Annotated in this window: 17 protein-coding genes; 9 read left to right on the forward strand and 8 right to left on the reverse strand. The window is 72.9% G+C overall.

Annotated elements, in window-relative coordinates; genetic code table 11:
• Window positions 1–34 precede the first annotated feature (34 nt).
• On the forward strand, window positions 35–976 hold the full coding sequence (locus CLT71_RS13625; RefSeq protein WP_101367429.1) for a threonine/serine dehydratase: 942 nt from the start codon (window positions 35–37) through the stop codon (window positions 974–976).
• Between the two features lie 60 nt (window positions 977–1,036).
• Here the strand turns inward: CLT71_RS13625 and CLT71_RS13630 are convergent, their stop codons facing one another.
• Complete coding sequence (locus CLT71_RS13630; RefSeq protein ID WP_101367430.1) at window positions 1,037–1,966, reverse strand: DUF72 domain-containing protein; 930 nt, start codon at window positions 1,964–1,966, stop codon at window positions 1,037–1,039.
• Between the two features lie 136 nt (window positions 1,967–2,102).
• Between CLT71_RS13630 and CLT71_RS13635 the strand changes: the two genes are divergently transcribed.
• The 4 genes from CLT71_RS13635 to CLT71_RS13650 all read left to right on the forward strand — a co-directional run bounded on the left by CLT71_RS13635 (window position 2,103) and on the right by CLT71_RS13650 (window position 7,268).
• Window positions 2,103–2,891, forward strand: a complete 789-nt coding sequence (locus tag CLT71_RS13635) for an alpha/beta fold hydrolase (RefSeq protein WP_101367431.1) — start codon at window positions 2,103–2,105, stop codon at window positions 2,889–2,891.
• Between the two features lie 86 nt (window positions 2,892–2,977).
• Window positions 2,978–3,571, forward strand: coding sequence for a TetR/AcrR family transcriptional regulator (locus tag CLT71_RS13640; RefSeq protein ID WP_101367432.1), 594 nt, complete (start codon window positions 2,978–2,980; stop codon window positions 3,569–3,571).
• A gap of 165 nt (window positions 3,572–3,736) precedes the next feature.
• Window positions 3,737–5,200: a YibE/F family protein gene (locus CLT71_RS13645; RefSeq protein WP_101367433.1), complete on the forward strand. Its 1,464-nt coding sequence runs from the start codon at window positions 3,737–3,739 to the stop codon at window positions 5,198–5,200.
• Window positions 5,201–5,366: 166 nt separating this feature from the next.
• Window positions 5,367–7,268 carry a family 43 glycosylhydrolase gene (locus tag CLT71_RS13650; RefSeq protein ID WP_101367434.1) on the forward strand — a complete coding sequence of 634 codons (1,902 nt, stop codon included), beginning with the start codon at window positions 5,367–5,369 and terminating at the stop codon, window positions 7,266–7,268.
• Window positions 7,269–7,327: 59 nt separating this feature from the next.
• On the opposite strand, the gene CLT71_RS13655 is transcribed toward CLT71_RS13650, so the two are convergent.
• Window positions 7,328–8,050 (reverse strand): LysR family transcriptional regulator, encoded by a 723-nt coding sequence (locus tag CLT71_RS13655; protein WP_101371427.1) that lies wholly within the window; start codon window positions 8,048–8,050, stop codon window positions 7,328–7,330.
• Between the two features lie 244 nt (window positions 8,051–8,294).
• Between CLT71_RS13655 and CLT71_RS13660 the strand changes: the two genes are divergently transcribed.
• The 3 genes from CLT71_RS13660 to CLT71_RS13670 all read left to right on the forward strand — a co-directional run bounded on the left by CLT71_RS13660 (window position 8,295) and on the right by CLT71_RS13670 (window position 11,423).
• The gene (locus CLT71_RS13660) at window positions 8,295–8,666 is read left to right on the forward strand and encodes a DUF1801 domain-containing protein (RefSeq protein ID WP_199187593.1); all 372 of its coding nucleotides are present in this window, start codon (window positions 8,295–8,297) and stop codon (window positions 8,664–8,666) included.
• Window positions 8,663–9,061: a VOC family protein gene (locus CLT71_RS13665; protein ID WP_486483254.1), complete on the forward strand. Its 399-nt coding sequence runs from the start codon at window positions 8,663–8,665 to the stop codon at window positions 9,059–9,061. Before CLT71_RS13660 ends, CLT71_RS13665 begins: the two co-directional genes overlap by 4 nt.
• 343 nt (window positions 9,062–9,404) lie before the next feature.
• Entirely contained in the window at window positions 9,405–11,423 is a 2,019-nt protein-coding gene (locus CLT71_RS13670) for a hypothetical protein (protein WP_143743462.1), read from the forward strand.
• Between the two features lie 195 nt (window positions 11,424–11,618).
• Here CLT71_RS13670 and CLT71_RS13675 read toward each other — a convergent pair whose 3' ends face one another.
• A complete protein-coding gene (locus CLT71_RS13675) occupies window positions 11,619–12,269 on the reverse strand; it encodes a DUF305 domain-containing protein (RefSeq protein ID WP_143743463.1) in 651 nt (216 codons plus the stop codon).
• Window positions 12,270–12,811: 542 nt separating this feature from the next.
• On the opposite strand from CLT71_RS13675, the gene CLT71_RS37980 reads away from it, so the two are divergent.
• Window positions 12,812–14,275: an LPXTG cell wall anchor domain-containing protein gene (locus tag CLT71_RS37980; protein ID WP_143743464.1), complete on the forward strand. Its 1,464-nt coding sequence runs from the start codon at window positions 12,812–12,814 to the stop codon at window positions 14,273–14,275.
• 128 nt (window positions 14,276–14,403) lie between these two features.
• Here the strand turns inward: CLT71_RS37980 and CLT71_RS13685 are convergent, their stop codons facing one another.
• From CLT71_RS13685 to CLT71_RS13705, 5 genes are all read right to left on the reverse strand, one after another.
• On the reverse strand, window positions 14,404–15,126 hold the full coding sequence (locus CLT71_RS13685; protein WP_101367436.1) for a peptidylprolyl isomerase: 723 nt from the start codon (window positions 15,124–15,126) through the stop codon (window positions 14,404–14,406).
• Between the two features lie 148 nt (window positions 15,127–15,274).
• Complete coding sequence (locus CLT71_RS13690) at window positions 15,275–15,814, reverse strand: class I SAM-dependent methyltransferase (RefSeq protein WP_101367437.1); 540 nt, start codon at window positions 15,812–15,814, stop codon at window positions 15,275–15,277.
• A gap of 16 nt (window positions 15,815–15,830) precedes the next feature.
• Window positions 15,831–17,111, reverse strand: coding sequence for a condensation domain-containing protein (locus CLT71_RS13695; RefSeq protein WP_101367438.1), 1,281 nt, complete (start codon window positions 17,109–17,111; stop codon window positions 15,831–15,833).
• On the reverse strand, window positions 17,108–17,386 hold the full coding sequence (locus CLT71_RS36985; protein ID WP_101367439.1) for an acyl carrier protein: 279 nt from the start codon (window positions 17,384–17,386) through the stop codon (window positions 17,108–17,110). Before CLT71_RS36985 ends, CLT71_RS13695 begins: the two co-directional genes overlap by 4 nt.
• Window positions 17,383–20,628: a non-ribosomal peptide synthetase gene (locus tag CLT71_RS13705; RefSeq protein ID WP_158242229.1), complete on the reverse strand. Its 3,246-nt coding sequence runs from the start codon at window positions 20,626–20,628 to the stop codon at window positions 17,383–17,385. The genes CLT71_RS36985 and CLT71_RS13705 overlap by 4 nt, the downstream gene beginning before the upstream one ends.
• Between the last annotated feature and the right edge of the window lie 96 nt (window positions 20,629–20,724).

The raw sequence follows: 20,724 nt of genomic DNA on the forward strand, positions 1-20,724 counted from the left end.
CCGTACGGCAAACCAGCTGGAAGGGGCGACGACCGTGATCACCCGTACCGACGTGCAGGACGCGGCGGCCCGGATCGCCGGGCACGTCCGCACGACGCCGCTGGCAAGGGTGGAGCCCGATCTCGCCGGACCGGCCGGAGCGCTCTGGCTGAAGCTGGAGTTCCTGCAACACTCGGGGTCGTTCAAGGCCCGGGGCGCGTTCAACCGGGTGCTGGCCGCGGCCGAGCGCGGCGAGCTGCCGGCCGCCGGGGTGGTCGCGGCGTCCGGTGGCAACGCGGGCGCCGCCGTCGCCTACGCGGCCAAGTCCCTCGGCGTACCGGCCGAGGTGTACGTGCCGACCGCCGCCCCCGCCGTCAAGGTCGGCAAGCTGCGCCAGCTCGGCGCGACAGTGGTGCAGCACGGCACCGAGTACGCCGAGGCGTACGACGCCGCCGTCAAGCGGGCCGCCGACACCGGGGCACTGTTCTGTCACGCCTACGACCAGCCGGAGATCTGCGCCGGGCAGGGCACCCTGGCACTGGAACTGCTGGCGCAGGCGGGCGAACTGGACACCGTGCTGGTGGCGGTCGGCGGGGGCGGGCTGATGGCCGGGGTGGCCGCCGGACTGGACGGGCGGGCCGAGGTGGTGGCCGTCGAGCCGGAGGGCAGCTCGGCACTGCACGCCGCGCTGGCGGTGGGCGGGCCGGTCGACGTACCGGTCTCCGGGGTGGCCGCCGACGCGCTCGGCGCCCGCCGGGTCGGCTCGATCGCCTACCAGGTGGCCGTCCGGGCCGGGGTACGCAGCGTGCTGGTCACCGACGCCCAGGTGGTGCAGGCGCGACGGCTGCTCTGGGATCGCTACCGGATCGCCGTCGAGCACGGCACCGCCGCCGCGATGGCCGCGCTCGTCTCCGGGGCGTACCGGCCGGTCGCCGGGGAGCGGCTGGCCGTGCTGCTCTGCGGGGCGAACACCGACCCCGCCGACCTGGCCGGCTGACTCCGGCCCACACCCGGCACGCACATCCGCGGCTCGGGCACCCGTTCGACCGTCCGCCGACTATCGCACCACCCGCAGGGCGGCGCGGCGTCGGGCGTACCGGCCGGGCCAGTCCGCCGCCGGGCCGAGCAGGTCGGCGAGCCTGGCGGCGTCCCGTTGGGCCTGCCCCGCGCAGCAGTTGTTCAGCAGGACGTGCAGTTCGTCGGTCTCGGCGGCGAGGTCGCGCAGCCGTTCCGCCCAGTCGGCGAGTTCGTCGTCGCCGTAGGCGTACCGGAACCGGTCCTCCTTGCTGCCAGTCGTCCACTCCGGACTGTGCCCGTGGAAGCGCATCACCGCCGGCTCGGCGGTGGCCAGCAGCAGCGGCGGAACCGACGACTCGTGGCCCTGCGGCATGTCGACGCTGACCATGCTGATGTCGTGCCGGGCGAGGAACCCGACGGTGTCCGGGGCGTTGTCGCCGTCGAACCAGGACGCGTTGCGCAGCTCGACCGCGACCCGCCAGGGGCGGCAGCGCTCGACAGCATCGAGGATCCGCCGCTTCGCGTTCTCGCCGTGCGCCAGCCAGGGCGGAAACTGGAAGAGCAGCACCCCGAGTTTGCCGGCTCCGGCGATCGGCTCGACCGCCTGCCGGAACCGCTGCCACAGCTCGTCGTAGGTCGACGACGGCAGGTCGCGGCGGCGTACCCGACCGGTGTCCCGGCCGTCCGGCCGCAGGTCCCGGGGCAGCGCCGCCAGCTCCGCACCGTGCCCGGTGAAGAGGCCGAACGCCTTCACGTTGAAGGTGAAGTCCGGCGGCGTACGGTCCGCCCAGGCCGAGGTCGTCTCCGGCGCCGGTACGGCGTAGTAGGTGGTGTCCACTTCGACCAACCCGAACCGCTCGGCATAGTAGGCCAGCCGCCCGGCCGGGGTGTTCGCCGAACGGGGGTACCAGCCGGACGCGAGCAGCGAACGGTCCGCCCAGGAGGAGGTGCCCACCTTTATCTCGCCCATGTGCACAGTCTCCCCATCGGCCACGGTGGTCGAAACCTACCGAGGCGGCACAGACCGGAGAATTACTCGATCGTGGACGGTCAGGTGCGCCGGTGTCGTCCGGCCGATGCCCGACCGCCCTGCTACCGTCCGGCGGATGCCCGACCTGTACGCCCCGGACGGTACCCGGCTGGCGCTGCACGATCTCGGCGGCGCAAGTACCCCGGTGTTGCTCCTGCCCGGTCTCTGCGGTCACGCCGGCGAGTGGTCCGGCACCGCCGCCTGGCTCGGCGCGACGCACCGCGGGTACGCCCTCGACCCGCGCGGTCACGGCGACAGCGAGCGGCACCCCGCCGACGTCTCCCGGGACGCCCACGTCGCGGATGTCGCGGCGACACTCGCCGTCACCGGCCCGGCCACGCTCGTCGGTCAGTCGCTGGGTGGGCACACCGCGTTTCTCGTCGCGGCGCGACATCCGGGGCTGGTGACCCGGCTGGTGCTGGTCGAGGCGGGCCCAGAGGGGCCGGATGCCGGCACCCCGGAGCGGATCGGGCGCTGGCTCGACGGCTGGCCGACACCGTTTCCGGACCGGGAGACCGCTGCCCGCTTCCTCGGCGGTGGCCCGGCCGGGGACGCCTGGGCCAGCGGCCTGCGGCACCGGGGCGACGGCTGGTATCCGGCCTTCGACCGGGACGTCATGGTCGGGACGGTCGCCGCCGCCGTCGGACCGCGCTGGGAGGAGTTCGCCCGGCTCGACTGCCCGACGCTCGTGGTACGCGGCGGTCGCGGCTGGCTGGACCGGCACGAGTACGCCCGGATGACCCGGCATCCGGCGGTCAGCGCGGTGGAGATTCCCGAGGCCGGACACGACCTGCACCTGGAGAGCCCGGACCGGTGGCGGGAGGTGCTCGCCGACTTCCTCGACCCCGGGCCCCGGCGGACCTGACCCGGCCGGCCGGTCATGCCGAACGGCAGCACCACCGAGACGGCATTATCGAGACCGACAGTTCCGACAAATCATATGCTGGTGCGGTGACGACCAGCGGCTCCCCGGACGGCCACCGACGGGCACACACCGGTCGGCGCCGCAACGACGAGGCCCGGCAGGCGATCCTCGACGCGGCGCTCCGGCTGCTCACCACCCCGCGCGAGGGCGGGCTGACCGTCGACCTGATCGCCCACGAGGCCGGGGTCGGCAAGCAGACGATCTATCGCTGGTGGCAGTCGAAGGGCACGGTGCTGCTGGAGGCGCTCACCGACTGGAGCGACTCCCTGGTGCCGGTCCCGGACACCGGATCGCTGCGCGAGGACCTCTGCACCTACCTGGCGCACACCTTCCACCGGGCGAGCGAACCGGCGACGGCGGCGGTGCTGCGTACCCTGGCTGCCGAGGCGGCCCGCGACCCGGGCACCGCCGAGCTGTTCCGGCAGTTCACCCAGACCCGCCGGGACGCGCTGCACGCCATCGTCAGGCGGGGCCGCGAGCGTGACGAACTCGACCCGGAACTGGACCTCGAACTTCTGGTCGACCAGGCGTACGGGCTGTTCTGGTATCGCTTCCTGCTCGGGCACGGGCCGCTGAACCAGGAGACCGCCGAGCGGCTGACCGACGTACTCATCCGCTGACCATCGCCCCTGGCCGGGCCGGCGGCGCAGGTGAGCAGAACCGGGCCGGCACCTCGTCCGGTCGGGCGGCGGCGTGTCATGCTGGCCCGTCGGGAGCCGCCGGCTGCGATGCTCGGGCCGGAGACCCGCCGACCGTCCCGACGAGGAAGGCCAGCAGCCGAGCCGATGAGTTCCGAACACACCCACAGCCACCTGCCCGGCACCGGCCGGCCGACCAGCCGGGCCGCGCGCCGGCTGAGCCTGGCCCTGCTGATCCCGGTCGCGCTGCTCACCCTGGTGTCGATGGCACTGCTCTGGCCCCGGGACACCCCGACGCCCGGTGCGGCCGACGGGCCGATCCGGGTACTCGGCACGGTCGTCGCCGTCGAGTCGGCCCCGTGCCCCGGTCCACCCGCCGGGGAGGAGTTGCCGGCCGGCGCACCGACCGACTGCGGCACGGTCACCGTCGACCTGACCGAGGGGGTCGGCGCCGGCCAGCGGGTCAGCACCGACGTACCGTCCGGGCCGGGCGCGATCCGGGTGGCCGCCGGGGACAAGGTGGCGCTGCTCTATCTGGAGGAGAGCCCGGAGCGGCAGTACTCGATCATCGACCACCAGCGCTCCAGCCAGTTGTGGCTGCTCGGCGCGGTCTTCGCGCTCGCCGTTCTCGCCTTCGGCCGGTGGCGCGGCCTGAGCGCCCTGGCCGGACTCGCCGTCACCTTCGCGGTGCTGCTGATGTTCATCGTGCCGGCGATCCTCGACGGGCGCTCACCGCTGCTGGTCGCCATCGTCGGCGCCGCGGCGATCATGCTCACCGTGCTGTACCTGACGCACGGCTTCAGCATGACCACCACGATCGCGGTGGCCGGCACCCTGGTCAGCCTGACCATCACCGCGGCGCTCTCCGCGATCGCCACCGCCGCCACCCACCTCTCCGGGGTCGCCGACGAGACCTCGAACTACCTCTCCATCACCCAGGGCGAGGTCAACATGCGCGGCCTGCTGCTCGCCGGCATCGTGATCGGCTCGCTCGGGGTACTCGACGACGTCACCGTCACCCAGTCCGCCACGGTCAGCGAACTCGCCCTGGCCAACCCCGGGTACGGCTTCCGGCGGCTCTACTCGGCCGCCACCCGGATCGGCCGGGCACACATCGCATCGGTGATCAACACGATCGTGCTGGCGTACGCCGGCGCCTCCCTGCCGCTGATGCTGCTCTTCGCCGCCGACACGGCCACGCCGGTCGGCGAGCTGCTCACCAGTCAACTGATCGCCCAGGAGCTGGTACGCAGCGCGGTCGGCACCATCGGGCTGATCGCCGCCGTACCGATCACCACCGCCCTGGCGGCGCTGCTCGCCGCCCGACGTGGCGCCGAGTCGGGGCCGGGGCCGGTGGCTCCCGCCCCGACGACGCCCGTTCCGGGCGGGGTTCCGGCGCCTTCCGGTCCCGACACCGCGCCGGCAGCGGCACCGGCGGCCCGGCGCGGCACGGCCGGGGAACCGACGGCGGCACCAGCACCAACACAGCCGTCGGGCGCCCCCGCGCCGGAGGCCGCCGGCTCGGCGCGGAAAGCGGGGGCTGCCGGCGACCCGCCGGACAACGATCCCTGGATGGCCTTCGTCGACCGTCATCCGGACCGGCGGCGGTAACCGGAAGCGGCAGCCGAGGACTCGGTCCGGGTCCGGCGCGGCCCCGCTGGCCCGCTCGGCGAGGTTATGGACGCCAGGACGATGGTGGCGGGACCGGCCGCCGTGCCACCGTCGTGTCCAGCCGGGTCCGTCCACTCCGGACGCCGGTCTGGCGGAGGGAGCGGGCATGCTTCGCGCGGCCACGGTACGGCACCGGCTCGGACGGGTTCGCTGGCGACAGAGCGGGTCTCGGCGGCTGGCCCGTACCGCGGTGGTCGGGCTGGTCGCCGCGCTCGCCGTACCGCTGGGCGGCACGACCGCGCAGGCCGACCCGGTACGACCCGACGCGCCGACTCCGCCACCCGCCCCGGCCGGTCGGATCGCCGCCGACCCGATCGCACACGACCCGACCGTGCTCAGGCAGGGCCGCTACTACTACACGGTCATCACCGGTGACGCCGCCACCGGCAACTACCTGCCGATCAAGCGCTCGGCCGACCTGCTGCACTGGACCGAACTCGGTACCGTCTTCGACACCCCGCCGGCCTGGGTCGTCGCCGAGCTGGGCGTGACCCCGGCCGACTTCTGGGCCCCCGACCTCAGTTACTTCGACGGCGCCTACCACCTCTACTACGCCGCCTCGTCGTTCGGCACCAACAACTCGGTCATCGGGCTGGCCACCAGCCGCACGCTCGATCCGGCCAGCCCGGCGTACGGCTGGGTCGACCACGGCATGGTGATGCGCTCGTACGGCACCGACACCTTCAACGCGATCGACCCGGACGTGGTCTTCGACGCCGACGGGCAGCCCTGGCTGTCGTTCGGGTCGTTCTGGGACGGCCTGCGGATCCGCCGCCTCGACCGGAGCACCGGCCTGCCGGCCGACGGGACGCTGCACCACATCGCATCCCGGGGCGGTGCCTCGATCGAGGGACCGTCGATCGTCCGCCGGGGCGGCTACTACTACCTCTTCGCCAGCCTCGACTTCTGCTGCCGGGGCGTCGACGCCGACTACCGCACGGTGGTCGGCCGCTCGCGCCAGCTCACCGGACCCTACCTGGACCGGGACGGGGTGCCGCTGGTCGCCGGTGGCGGCACCGACCTGCTGCGCGGCTACAACGAGTTCCGGGGCACCGGCGGCGGGGACGTCTTCGCCGGACCGGGTGGCGACTGGTTCGCCCACCACTACTACGACACCACCGACGCCGGAGCGCCGAAGCTCTCGGTGCGGCCGGTGAGCTGGACCGACGGCTGGCCCCGGCTCGGCGACCCGCGTTCCGGTAGCATCCGGGTCGGTCGCGGCAGCGCCTGGTTCCAGCTGGTCAACCGGGCCAGCGGCGCGGCGGTGGGGGTACCGGACTGCGGGTACGAGGGCGCCGACGTCCGGATCGTCGAGCCGTCGGCCGGTACCTGCCAGCAGTGGCGTCCGGAGTACCGCGGCGACGGGTACGTCAGCCTGCTGCACCGGTCGAGCAACAAGGTCGCCGAGGTCGCCGGGTGCGTGAACGCCGACGGTGCCCGGGTCGCCCTCTGGGGTTGGCTGCACAACGACTGCCAGCGGTTCCGGCTGCTGCCGACCACCGACGGCTGGACTCGGATCGAGAACCGGCTGGCCGGACGGGTGCTGGAGGCGGCCGGCTGCGGCGGCGTCGGTACGCAGGTGCAGGTCTGGACGTGGTTGGACAACGACTGCCAGCAGTTCCGCCTCGAACCGGCCGGCGACGTGCTGATCGCGGACGCGGCCGGGCAACGCGTCTGGGGCGTACCCGGATGTGCCTGGCGGTCCGGCGCGGCCGGCCGGGTGGTCGCGGACCGGCCCCGGGCCGGCGGCTGCCAGCTCTGGCGCTTCGTGCCCGCCGGCGAGGGCTACTTCCGGATCGTCAACCGGGGCGCCGACCGGCCGCTGGTCGCGACCACCGGCCGGGACGGCGGGGTACGCCTGGTGCTCGGTCCCCGCGACGGCGCCGGCCCGGCCGGGCGGTGGCGGATCGAGGCGGTCGACGGCGAGGGCTACCGGCTGGTCGACGCGACCGGGGTGGTCGCCGCCCTGCCCGGCGCACCGGACCGGGTGCTGCTGCTGACCCCGTGAGCGGCACCGTCAGCCGGGGCAGTCAGATCGGCTCAGCCGGCATCGTCAGCCGGGCACCGTCAGCCGGAGGGTGCCGGGTTGGCGTCGACGGCGGCCTGGACGAACTCCCGGACCCGGGCGGTGGTGTTGGTGGCCAGCCAGATCGGGCCGCGCTCGATGGGCGGCGCGTCGGAGATCGGCACGTACGCGAGGTCCTCCGGGTACTGCACCACCGGGTGTTCGGCGAGGACCTCCAGCGAGACCGACGCCGCACCCGCCAGCGGATGGTCGGCGGCGACCGCGAGGACCCGCTGCTCGCGGAGCAGCGCCGGCCCGTTCGCCATGCCGTCGAACGGGTACGAGGCGATCAGCACGTCCACCGAGCCGTCCAGCAGGCTCGACCTGGTGTTCGCCAACTGCGCCTCGTGCACCTCGACCTCGCACCCCGGATGGCGCTCGGTGAAGAGGTTGACCGCCCGGAGCAGCAGCGGTGCCGTCCCCTCCCCGAGGAACGCCACCCGGAGCCGGCCGCTGACGTTGCGCCCGGCGCCGACCGCCCGGCGTACGGCCTCGTCGATTCCGGCCACCAGCGGGGTCAGGTCGGCGGCCAACTGCCGCCCGATCGGGGTCAGCCGGACGACCCGACTGGTGCGCTCGAACAACGGCGCGCCGATCCGGCGTTCGAGTTTCTTCACCACGTGGCTGATCCGCCCGGTGGTGACCCGAAGCCGCTCGGCGGTACGACCGAAGTGCAGTTCCTCGGCGAGGGTCAGGAAGGTCTCGATCTCGTGTCGTTCCAGCACGTGTCGTTCCCGCACGTCAGCGCCCATCGTTGAATCTGCTTCAACGATCGTATCCCGATCACGGCTTGGTTCCGGTCGGCCGGGGGCGGATCGTAGGAGGCGTCACCAACCGGGCCGGAATCCGGCCAGCATCGCCGGGTAGGGACCGGCCAGCGCGCCGGACAGCAAGCGGCAGCATCGCCGGGGAGAGACCGGCCAGCATCGCCGGGGAGAGACCGGACCGGCGTGGTCCGACAGGAGGAACATGGGCACCACCGAGATAACCGAGATAACCGGGTACCTGCGCGGACTCGACGCGCCGCTACGGGAGATCGGCGAGAAACTCCGGCCGATCGTCGACGCGGCACTGCCGAAGGCCACCGCCGGGATGTGGCACGGGCACCCGACCTGGAGCCTGGGCGACCGACCGGGGCAGCGACCGGTCTGCCTGGTCAAGGCGTACCGGTCGTACCTGACGTTCGGGCTGTGGCGGGGACAGGAGTTGGCCGACCCGTCCGGGCGGCTCGTGCCGGGTGCCCGCCAGATGGCGGCGGTGAGACTGCACGCGGTCGACGAGATCGACCCGGCGCTCTTCACCGGCTGGCTGCGCCGGGCCGGCGAACTGGAGACGAGGTGACGACGACGGTGCGGGTGAAAGCGTTCGACCATCTCGTACTCACCGTGCAGGACGTGGAACGCGCCCTGGACTTCTACTGCGGCACCCTCGGCCTGGCACCGGTCCGGGTCGACGAGTGGCGGGCCGGCAAGGTCCCGTTTCCCTCCGCCCGGATCACTCCGGACACGATCATCGACCTGGTGCAGGGCCGGCGGGGCGAGTCGAACGTCGACCACATCTGCCTGGTCGTCGAGCCGCTGGACTGGGCCGAGGTGATCGAGTCGGGGACCTTCACCGTCCTGGAGGGGCCGGTCGGCCGGTTCGGGGCGCGCGGGGACGCAATCTCGATCTACGTCTCCGACCCCGACGGCAACACCGTCGAGCTGCGCTGGTACCCGGAGGACCGCGCGGAATAGCGCCGAACGCCCGACCGCCCCGACGCTCGGGGCGGGCCGGGCGACCGAACCACTCGCGGGTACCGGGTGAGCACCGCGTTGCCGGGTGAGCGCTGCGTTGCCGGGTGAGCACTGCGGACGCCACGGCGGCAACACCCGGATCGGCGGATCGGATCGGTCCCGATCGTCCGGTCGGTCGGCTGGCTGACCGGTCGGTCCTGGTTGTCGACGGTTTTCGCGTCCCTCGCAAATATTTACATGATCTTTTCGGGGCCGAACGCGGTACGGTCCTTACTACCGCGGCGTGCACGCGCCCCGACGCACGTCGCCACCACCTGGGGCATCGTGCACGGAGGACATACGCATGACCTATCGGTCGGATCGCACACCAGGCAGGAGACGCCGAATCGTCGGCGTTGCGGCGGCAGCCGTACTCCTCGCCTCGCTACTGCCGGGGACGGCGTCGGGCCAGGAACCCGCGCCGGACCCGCGGATCGGCCTCGGCGCGGGATGGCTGGACGCGCAGACTGCGAGCAGCAACCTCGAACTGCTGGCCCACCTCGACAAGCCGGCGGGCTTCGTCAACCCGGCCAACCCGGGTGACTTCGGCTACGCCGGATCGGATCTCGCCTTCGGCGGCAACCACGCCTTCATGGGCAACTTCAACGGCTTCAACGTCTACGACATCTCCCGGCCGAACACCCCGGCGCTGGTCACCAGTGTGGTGTGCCCGGGTGGACAGGGCGACCTGAGCGTCCACGGCGACCTGCTCTTCATGTCGGTCGAGGAGACCCGGGGCCGTCTCGACTGCGGTACCGACCCGGCGGCCGGCACCCGCTTCCAGGGCGTACGGGTCTTCGACATCAGCGACGTGACGAACCCGGTGCAGGTGGCCGCCGTGCAGACCTGTCGGGGTTCGCACACGCACACCCTGGTGACCGACCCGGACGACAACGCGAACGTCTACGTGTACGTCTCCGGCACCGCCGGTGTCCGCCCGGCGAACACGATGGAGGGCTGCAACAACACCCCCGCGGCCGGGGACAACCCGGCACGCTGGCGGATCGACGTCATCAAGGTGCCGGTGGCCGCCCCGGAGCAGGCCGCGATCGTCAGCGGTCCCCGGCTCTTCGCGAACCCGCAGACCGGTGCGGTCGACGGGTTGCAGAACACCCCGCCGGCCCCGACCCACCCCTCGGGTAGCGGCTGGAGCCCGGCGCCGATCACCGACGCCTGCCACGACATCACCGCCTATCCGGAACTCGGCCTGGCGGCGGGCGCCTGTGAGGGCAACGGGATCCTGATCGACATCTCCGACCCGGTCAACCCGGTACGGATCGACGAGGTCTCCGACCCGAACTTCGCGTACTGGCACTCCGCGACCTTCAACAACGACGGCAAGAAGGTCATCTTCACCGACGAGTGGGGCGGCGGTACCGGTGCCCGGTGCCGGACCACCGACCAGCCACAGTGGGGCGCCAACGCGATCTTCGACATCGTGGACGGAAAGTTGCGGTTCGCCAGCTACTACAAGCTGCCGGTGCCGCAGACGCTCCAGGAGAACTGCGTGGCGCACAACGGCTCGCTGATCCCGGTGCCGGGGCGGGACATCCTGGCCCAGGCGTGGTACCAGGGCGGCATCTCGCTGCTCGACTTCACCGACTCGGCCAACCCGCGTGAGATCGGGTACTTCGACCGGGGGCCGATCAGCCCCACCACCATCATGCTCGGCGGCTTCTGGTCGGCGTACTGGTACAACGGTCAGATCTACGGCAGCGAGATCGCCCGCGGTTTCGACGTCTTCGGGCTGAAGCCGAGCGATGACCTGAGCGCGGCGGAAATCGCCGCCGCCCGCGAGGTGCGGCTGCCGGAGTTCAACGCACAGCTCCAGACCAGGACCACCTGGACGCCGAGCTTCGCGACGGCCCGGGCGCGCTTCGACCAGTTGGCCCGGACCTGCACCTCGACCATCGACAAGCGGCACAACGGGCCGCTGACGGTCACCGGCGTCACCTGCCTGACCGGAGCGACCGTCTCCGGCCCGGTCACGGTCCGCCCGGGCGCCTCGCTACTCGCGCTCGACTCGTCGATCTCCGGGCCGGTGTCGGCGACGAACGCGGCCGCCGTGCACCTCTACGGCAGCACGGTACGCGGGCCGGTGAGCATCACCGGTACGAAGGGCAGTACCGCCATCGTGCGGACGGAGATCTCCGGACCGACGGTACTGACCTCGAACCGTACCGGGACGGTCGAGCCGATCGTCGCGGGCAGCACCGTACGCGGCCCGTTGAGCTGCACCGGCAACTCGCCGGCGCCGATCAACCTCGGGGCGGCCAACACGGTCAAGGGACCGGTCGCCGGCCAGTGCGCCAGCCTTGACTGATTCCCGATAGGCACCACTGCCAGGGGCGTGTCCCGGTCGGAGTTCCGGCCGGGCCACGCCCCTGGCAGTTCCAGGGCCAGTGGCCAGTGGCCAGCGGGCAGCGGGCAGCGGGCAGCGGGCAGCGGGCAGCGGGCAGCGGGCAGCGGGCAGCGAAAGTGACACGTTCCAGGTGCGGTACTGCGACGCGCCAGGGCCTCAGCCGGACAGCTTGGCCAGCAGCTCCCGCATGCTCCTGATTTCGATCGCCTGGTCGGCGTTGACCTCGCGGGCGAAGCGGTCGGCTTCCGGCTCGAGCCCACCGCCGGCCGCGTAGAGCTGCTGCACCATCGTCAGCGCCCCGTTGTGGTGACGGATCATGAAGTCGAGGAAGAGCCGGTCGAACTCCCGACCCCGGGCCTGCCGCAACTGGCTCATCTGCTCCGGGGTGAGCATGCCCGGCATCAGCGCGTCGTGCCCGGCGTGGTGCGTGTGCGGGCCGGGCAGCTGCGCGCCACGTTCGGTGAGCCACCGCTCCATCAGCGCGGTCTCGTCCCGCTGCGAGGCCTGGATCCGGCCGGCGAGCAGCGACACCTCGGGATTCTCGGCGCGGTCGCTGACCAGGGCGGTCATCTCCAGCGCCTGCGCGTGGTGCGCGATCATCCCTTGCATGAACTGGACGTCGGCCCCGGTGTGCGCCGGAGGCGGCGGCAGCTTCGACTGCTCGGCGGGCGAGAGAGTACGGCCGGCCTGACCCGGCGCTCCGGGTTGAACGACCCGGGTGGCGGCGGGCGGCTCGTCTGGCCGATCGTCGGTGAACCGGAGCACGGCGAACAGCCCCGCACCGAGGGCGAGGAGGGCGGCCGGCACGGCGATCAGGATACGGCGACGGGTCGAGAACACTATTTGATCACCGTAGCCGAACTCGACCCCTGCGGCGAGACCAGGCCGGACAGGTCCGGCCGACCGGGTTGTCGCAGCACCCGACCGGTCGGCCCGTCGAGAGGCACCGTCGAGAGGCACCGTCGAGAGGCACCGTCGAGAGGCAAGGGCCAAGCCTGACCGGAAAAGGGACCGCCAACGAAGCGCACCGACCCGCCAACGACTCACGCCGGCCCGCCGCCGATGCGCACGGGGCCGCCGCCACGGGGCACGGGGCGCCGCCGAGGCGGCGGATCATAAGTTTCCATTATCTCCGCTTCAAGAAACTCGCATTTCCGCCCGCAGCGTTTGGCCCGGCGACGCAGCGATCCCTACGGTGTGCGTGCGGCGGTAAGGACGACCCGCGCGGCACCGACATCGACCTCCGGCCGTTGTCGGCTCGCCAGCGATCGAAAGGCGGTCGTCCGCACGGTAGCCGGAACCCCCACCGGTCCGAGCCGCAGCGCATGATTTCGGGAGGTTTCATACACATGCGACGGTCGCGCCGCGGTCGCGCCTCCACCGGTTCGGGCCAGCGCCGCCGCCTCCTCGCCGTGGCCGCCGCTCTCGCCGTGTTCGGTGGCCTGGTCGGTGTCACACAGATCTCCAACGCGGAGAGCCAGCAAGCGGCCCCCGGCTGCGAGCCCGGTTCACCACCGCCGGCTGCCGGCGCGTCCGAGAGTCCCGGCGCCGACGCGACCGCCGAGGCGTCGCCGCCGTCGTCCGCCGAGAAGTGCCCGCCGTCGACCGCCCCGGCCACGCCATCGGGTACCCCTGGCGGAGCGGCTCCGGGCGGACCGACTCCGGGCGGCGGCGGCCTGAACGCCCTTGGCGACGACTGCGAGCCGAGCGAGCTGCCGGCGCACACCGGTTTCCAGGACGGTGGCCGCTGCGTGGCGACCGCCTTCGGCGAGGTGGGTACCGCAGAGCAGAACCCGACCCTGCTGATCACCCAGGCACCCCGGGCGGTACGGGCCGGAGAGCCGTTCCGGCTCGTGGTGAGCACCCGCAACCTCGTACGGGACCGGTTCCTGCCGGCGGGTCGGGGTGGCTACTACCTGGAGTCCTCCCTGCTCAACGAGGAGGGTCTGGTCCGGGGCCACTTCCACACCGCATGCCGGATGCTCACCAGCACCAGCCAGGCGGTCGACCCTGCTCCGGTGCCGGCGTTCTTCGTCGCCACCGAGGACGGCAAGGGCGGCGACGAACCCGATTCAGTGATCATCGAGGTGCCGGGGCTGCCGACCGCCGGCCTCGCCCAGTGCTCATCGTGGGCCGGTGACGGTTCACACCGGGTGCCGATGATGGTGCGCGCCAACCAGATCCCCGCGCTCGACTCGGTACGCATCCTGGTGCGGCCCCCGGCCGAGGAGCCCGGTAACGAGGAGCCACCGGCCGACAACCCCGGTGGCCAGCAGCCGCCCGCCGACGACCCCGGCGACGAGGGGCCGGCCGGCGGCAACCCCGGCGGGCAGCAGCCACCTGGCGACCAGCCCGGCAACGAGCAGCCGCCGGCCGGTGACCCGGGCAACGAGCAGCCGCCCGCCGGCAACCCCGGTGGCCAGCAGCCGCCGCCGGCCGGGCAGCCCGGCGGCGACGCCCCCGAGCAGGAGCCGGAGGACCAGGAGGAGCAGCCGGGCACCGGGCAGGAACCGGCCGGCCAGCAGCCGAGCCCGCAGAAGCCGTCCCCGCAGAAGCCGGCAGGCGGTGCGGCCAAGCCGACCACCCCGGCCACCGAGTCGGCGGCCGAGGAGGCACCGGCCGGCGGGGCGAACGCCGCCCAGGCCCCACCGGCCGCCCCGAACAACGCCGAGAAGGCGGGGTCCGGTGGCGGGGGCGGTCTGGCCCTCACCGGTACGAACACGATCGCCTTCATCGGGCTCGGCGTGGTGTTGCTGATCGCCGGTATGGCGTTCCTCTACCTGAGCCGCCGTCGCCGGGCGGTACGCCGCTGACCCTGGCCCGGCCAGCGGCGCGGTACGAGTCGACAGGGCAGGTGCGGTCCAGCCGGGGCCGCACCTGCCCTCGTCCGTACGCCGTCGCCTCGCGCGCCCTGCGATCAAAGTCGTCCAGCCAGGTCCGACTAGATCGCCAGGCAGATCTCCGTGCGCCGGGCCGGGGCACCGTCGACCGGGGCCGGGTCCTCCGCCGTCGGCGCCACGCCGCCGGCGGCGATCCGATCGAGGGTACCCGGACCGAGTGGCCGCACGTTGCCGAAGATCGTGTAGTTCGGTCGCAGCGCCGAGTCGGCGAAAACCAGGAAGAACTGGCTGCCGTTGGTGTCCGGCCCGGCGTTGGCCATCGCCAGCACTCCTCGGGCGTAGACCTTCCGCTCGCCGGTCGGATCGGTGGGTGCGGGCGGCAGGTCGGTCGGCAGTTCGTCCCGGTACCGGTATCCAGGACCGCCCGAACCCGTACCCGATGGGTCGCCGCACTGCAACACCTTCAGTGTCGGATAGGTGGTGAGCCGGTGGCAGATGGTCCGGTTGTAGAACCTGTGCCGTACCAGGTGCAGGAAGCTCTGCACGGTGCATGGCGCCTGCGCACGGTCGAGGGTCAGCGGGATGAGACCGAGGTTGGTGATCAGAGTTGTCGTCACCGTGCCACGGTCGGGCGTGTGCCGGGGGTCGCGCGGCAGGGGTACCGGTCGAGCCGCCGGTTCCTCCGGAGTCTCGGTGTACTGGCAAGGCCCCTTCGTCACCTCGGGCGACGCGGCGGCATGTGCCGGAGCGGCGCCGACGCCGAGCAGCAGGCCGGCAGTGAGCACCGTGACAGCGATCCGGTGTGGCAGCACGTTGTCCTCCATCGACCGACAGGAGTCTTTCACCCGGTCTAACGGACATCGATGTGCTCGTCAAGCTTGTACGGAGTCTCGTGCTGTCCCCGGCTTGCTCGCACCGGTCCCTGGGCGATCTCCTGGACTGTCACACCTGTGACGCGCGTCCTCGACGCGGCTACAGGTCGACAACCCAGATCAGGCTGGGCGACGACGACCAGGTCTGGCCGATCGCCGGGCGTACCCGGTCGCCGAAGACCTTGTCCACCGCCAGCTTCACGCCGGGGTAGTCGGCGTTGCCGTAGTCGTGTCCGCAGAGGAGCCGCTTCGCCTTGGGCAGCCAGGCCTCGATGTCGGCCACAACCGCGTCGTATTCGTGGTTGGCGTCGATGAACACCATGTCGACGTCGGGCACACGGGCGGCGGCCGCCGGGGAGGCGCCCCGGACGAGCCGCAGGTTCGGGAAATGGCCGCAGCTGGCGACGAAGCTGCGGTACTTGGCCGGCTCGAACCACGGGTCGACGCAGTACACCGGGCCGGGGCAGCCGGACAGCAGGGCGTACGCGCTGCGGCCGTACATGGAGCCCACCTCGACCACGCTGTCCATGGTGGCTGCGGTCGCGTGCAGCCAGGTCAACTCCTCCGGGTCGGTCCAGCCGCGGACATGCATGCCCGGCGCTGGATGGTCCGGGACCGGATCGGACGTCACGGGGCTCATCGCTGGCCTCCCCTCCTCATTCGCACAGCAGCGTCAGCGCGTCGGCCGCCAGCTGGTGGCACTGCTCCGCCGACACCAGGTGGGCGCCGGCGCGCAGCTCCACGGAAAGCACGTCGGCCGACAGTTGCACGTGAAAGTGCAGGCCCAGGCACCGCTGCTCGCGCTGCCCGCTCCAGGCGGTGAACCGGTCGTCGCTGAGGTCCGGCCTGGGGACCAGGATCAGCCCGGGCTGGGTGACGCCGGCCCGGACGATGTTGATGCTCGGCGGCGCGACCGTCGTATGCCGTCCCCCGCTGTCCACTGACTTCAGCCGCTCGGACAGCTCGTCGCTGTCGAAGTAAGCGTGGCGCATCGCCGAGAGGGTGCCCGCCCACGCCGACGGCACGGCCGAGACCAGGTTGCCGGGGTCGGGCACCGCCACGCTGGCCAGCCCGCTCTGCGCCACACAGCTCACGCTGTGCCGCAGGCCCTGCAGGTGCCGGTTCGCGACGAGCATCGTCAACGGGATCCGGGCGCGGTCGAGATGCCCGGCGAGGGCGCAGGCGACAGCCGCGACGGCGACGGCCGGCTCGCTGCTGCGGCCCGTCCCGGCCAGCTCCGCCAGCCGGCGACCACGCCGGCACACGACTCGGGCCACGTACACGGTGTCGCTGGGCCGCTCGTAGCGGGCCCGCAGCAAGCCGAGCACCTCACCGAGGTCGTCGTCGTGCCGCAGCCAGTAGCCGATCGCCCGCTCGTTGACGGCCACCCCGGCCGGTGAGCGTTCGAAGGTGGCGAGGTCGACGGGGTGCCGACCGACCGCCGGCAGCCGCTGCGCCGCCGCCTCCGCGCCCGCCCGGACGGCGACACGCAGCTCCTGGCAGAGCACGTCGAAGCCGTACAGGTCGGTGGCGATGTGGTGCGTCGCCACCCCGAGCCGCGTCGGCCCGCCGTCCGGCCGCAGTACGCCGACCCGCAGCGGCCACCCAGCGGCCAGGTCCATCGGCCGGCGCAGCCACGCCAGGCAGTCCGCCTCCCGCGTGAAGTCCTCGAGCTGGTAGGCCTGCGCCTCGGCCGGCCACACGTACTGGTGCGGCGCGCCGTCCGGACCCGGCGCGAACGTGCTGCGCAGCACCTCGTGCCGGCCGACCGCCAGCCGTACGGCGTCGAGGATGTCGGGCAGCCCGGCGGACTCCGGCAGGTCGAGGACCCGGCTCAGCAGCAGGGTCGGGGTTCGCTCCACCGGATCGGCCTGCTGCTCGTGCCAGCTCCACTGCTGCCCCCAGGCGAGGCCGGCGGCGCGTACGGAAGAGGTCACCGCACCGCACCCGGGTCGTCGGCCGGTGACAGCCCCTGCTCGACGAGCCGGTCGACGAGACCATCCACTGTGTCCGGCGGCGGCTGGTCGTCCAGCGCCAACTCCACGCCGTATTCGGCCTCGATGGCGTCGAGCAGGCGCACGTAGCCCAGCGAGTCCAGCCCGAGGTCGGTGAGCGAGGCACCATCCACCAGGGCCTGCTCCGGGCCGACCGCGCCGTCGGTCGCCTCCACGAGCAGGTCGGCCAGGTGCTGGCGCAGCGCCGCGCGGCTCATCGGGCCACCGCCTTGTCGACGTCCGCCTTGTCTGCGTCCGACTTGTCGACGTCCGACTTGTCGACGTCGGTGAGGCGCTCGACGACTTCGGCAACGCCGGCGATCGTCGGCGTGTCGTAGAACGCGTCGAGTGACACCTCCACGCCGAACTCGGCGAGGATCCGGTCGACCAGCGCGATGACTGTCAGCGAGTGCCCGCCGAGGTCGAACAGGTCCTCGTGAAGGCCCACATCCGGCATGCTCAGCGCGTCCCCCCACATCGCGCGCAGCCGTCGAACGACAGGAGACATGTCGTCCTCGCCGGTGCCGTCCGCCGGGCCCGCCGGCGCTACGGCGGGGGCGGGGAGCGCAGCCCGGTCGAGCTTGCCGTTCGGCGTCAGCGGCAGCCGCTCGTGCACGACCCAGGCGGTGGGGACCATCGCCGCCGGCATCGTTCGACCGAGCAGGGCGCGCAGCTCGGCCGGCTCGGGGCGCGCGGCGTCCGGGCGCAGCGCCAGATGACCGGCGAGGCTGGGCAGGCCCCGGGCGTCGATGTAGAGGGCGACCGCGGCGGCGGCCACCGCCGGGTGCTCCAGCAGCCTGGCCTCGATTTCGCCCAGCTCCACACGGTGCCCGTGGACCTTCACCTGGGTGTCGACCCGCCCGTGGTGGATGAGCTGCCCGTCGGCGCCCCAGCTCACCCGGTCGCCGGTCCGGTACAACCGGCTGCCGGGCGGACCGAACGGGTTGTCAACGAACCGCTCCGCCGTGAGGTCCGGGCGGCCGTAGTAGCCCGCAGCCAGTCCGGCGCCGGCGATGTGCAGCTCGCCGGGCAGTCCGGCCGGCAACGGGTTCAGCTCGTCGTCGCACACATACACCTGGGTGTTGGCGACCGGCCTGCCGATGGTCACCTCGGTCACCGGGTCGGGCAGCTCGGCGAGTGTCGACCAGATCGTCGTCTCGGTGGGCCCGTAGACGTTGACCAGCCGGCCGACCTGCGCGCGGAGCCGAGCCGCCAGCGGAAGCGGCAGCGTCTCCCCGCCGCACAGCGCCACGACGCCGCGCCCGGGCGTCGTGGCCCGGGTGAACCCGGCGTCCAGCAGCATCCGCCAGCCGGACGGGGTGGCCTGGACGTGGGTGACCTCGCCGTCGCGGATCAGGCGCAGCATGGCCGCGGCGTTGCTGCTCTCCGCTGCCGTCGCCAGCACGACGGTGCCCCCGCAGGTCAGCGGCAGGAACAGCTCGAGCGCGGAGATGTCGAACGACACGGAGGTGTGCGCCAGCCACACCGATCCCGGGGCCGGCGCGAGCGTCTCGGCCATGGACAGCAGCAGGTTCGCCAGCGCGCGGTGGCTGACCGCCACCCCCTTGGGCGCGCCGGTGGAGCCCGAGGTGTAGATGACGTACGCCAGGTCGTCCGGCCGGGGCAGGTCGACCGCGGGCCCGGCGTCGGCCGGCGCGCCGCGGTCAGCGTCGAGCGTCAGCGTCGCGGTGGCGGCCGCGTCCGCCTCGCTGCCCAGCGCCGCTGTCGTGACCAGCAGCGCCGGTCGCGCGTCTGCCAGGATGAGCCGCCGGCGCGCGGCCGGGTAGGCGGGGTCGACCGGCAGGTACGCGGCCCCGACCATCGCCGTCGCGAGCAGTGTCGCCAGCAGGTCGACCGAGCGTTCCAGACAGACGGCCACCAGGTCGCCCGGCTGGACGCCGCGCTGGCGGAGCAGGTGGGCGAGCTCGCCGGCCTCGGCCGCCAGGTCGGCGTAGCTCCAGCGTCGCTCGGCGGAGACGACAGCGGTACGCCGCGGCGTCGTCTGCGCCTGGCGGCGGAACATGGCGACGACGGTGGCCTGTGCCGGATAGTCGCGGGCGGTGTCGTTCCAGCCCGTCAGCAGCCGGTGGCGCTCCTGCGCCGGCAGCAACGGGAGCCGGGAGACCGGCGCGTCCACATCGGACGTCATCGCGGTCAGCAGACTCCGCAGGTGTACGCCGAGCGACACGACGGACGCCGGATCCGTGGCGGACAGCGGGCAGTGCAGGGAGAGCAGGATCTCCGACCCCCGGTCCACCGCCTGGATCTGCAGGTCGCAACGGGGCGACTGGGCGGCCGCCAGCCAGCCGACCTCGGTGGCGAGGTCGGCGAAGGCCGGATCTGGCTCCTCCTGCCGGCGGTAGCTCAGCGACACCGGTGCCAGGGCGGCGCGGGGCCGCAGCCCTGGCACCGCCTGGGCCAACGGGACCGCCCGGATCGGATACAGCTCCCGCATCGCGGAGCGCACGGCGATCGCGTAACTCCGAACTGTCGCGCCATCGGGCTTCGGCGCCGCCACCGGCAGCTCGTTGACGTACGGTCCGATGCTGCCGGCGGTGGCAGCGGTGCGGGTGGACATGTCCACAGCGACGACCGGGTGGGCGTTGCCGTACCGGTGGAGCAGGATCTGCACCGCGGTGAGCAGCAGCTCGAACCGGGTCACCCCGAGCTTGTCCGCCGTCTGCTCCAGCGCGGCCGCGAGGTCGGCGCCGAGGGTGAGCTGGCACGCCCCGAGCGGGGATGCGGCCGATTCGGGCTCCGGCAGCGCCGCCTGCCTCAGCCGGGGCAGTAGCAGCTCCCCAGGCTCGCGCCAGCGCGTACCCCAGTACTCCCCGGCGGCGGCCGCCTGCCGGGCCGCTTCGTCCCGCTGCGCCGCGACGGCCGCCCGACAGTCGACGGGGCGGCCGGTGGACGGGTCGGTGCCCGCCTCGACGGGCGTCACCGTGGTCGGGTCGGTCGCCCGCGCGGCAGCCGTGGATGTGGCGACCGCGGCGGTGTAGGCCGCAGCCAGCTCCCGGACCAGGATCGCCTTGGACAGGCCGTCGAACACCAGGTGGTGCGCTGCCACCAGGAGCACGTGCTGGCCGCTGGGCAGGGTCGTGGCCACGAACCGGACCAGCGGGCCGAGGCGTAGGTCGAACGGCTCCGCGATGGTGTCGCGGCGCAACGTGCCGTGATAGTCGCTGTGCACGAGCGCCGGGGCGTGGGCGGCCGGCACCAGCACCAGCTCGCCGTCGCGCTCCGCCGCCGCCAGTCGCAGGATGTCGTGCCGTGCCACCACGGCGGCGCAGGCCTCGGCGAGCGCCGCCGGGTCGGGAGCGCCGGCAAACCTGATCTCCAGGCCCATGTGGAACGCGTAGGCGGCCGTGCCCGAGCGCTCGGTGATCCAGATGCCGCGCTGTACCGGGAGTGCGGTGATCGGCGTCGGGCTCGTCCCATCGCGCTGGCTCAACGTCGTCATTTCCCTTCGCCCGCGGGCCGAGGCGGCGCGGGAACCGCGATCACACTCCCGGCGGGCATCGCGGCCGGCGGCCCCACGGGAGACCCTGGTTTGCCT

The sequence above is a fragment of the Plantactinospora sp. CNZ320 genome, assembly GCF_002846275.1.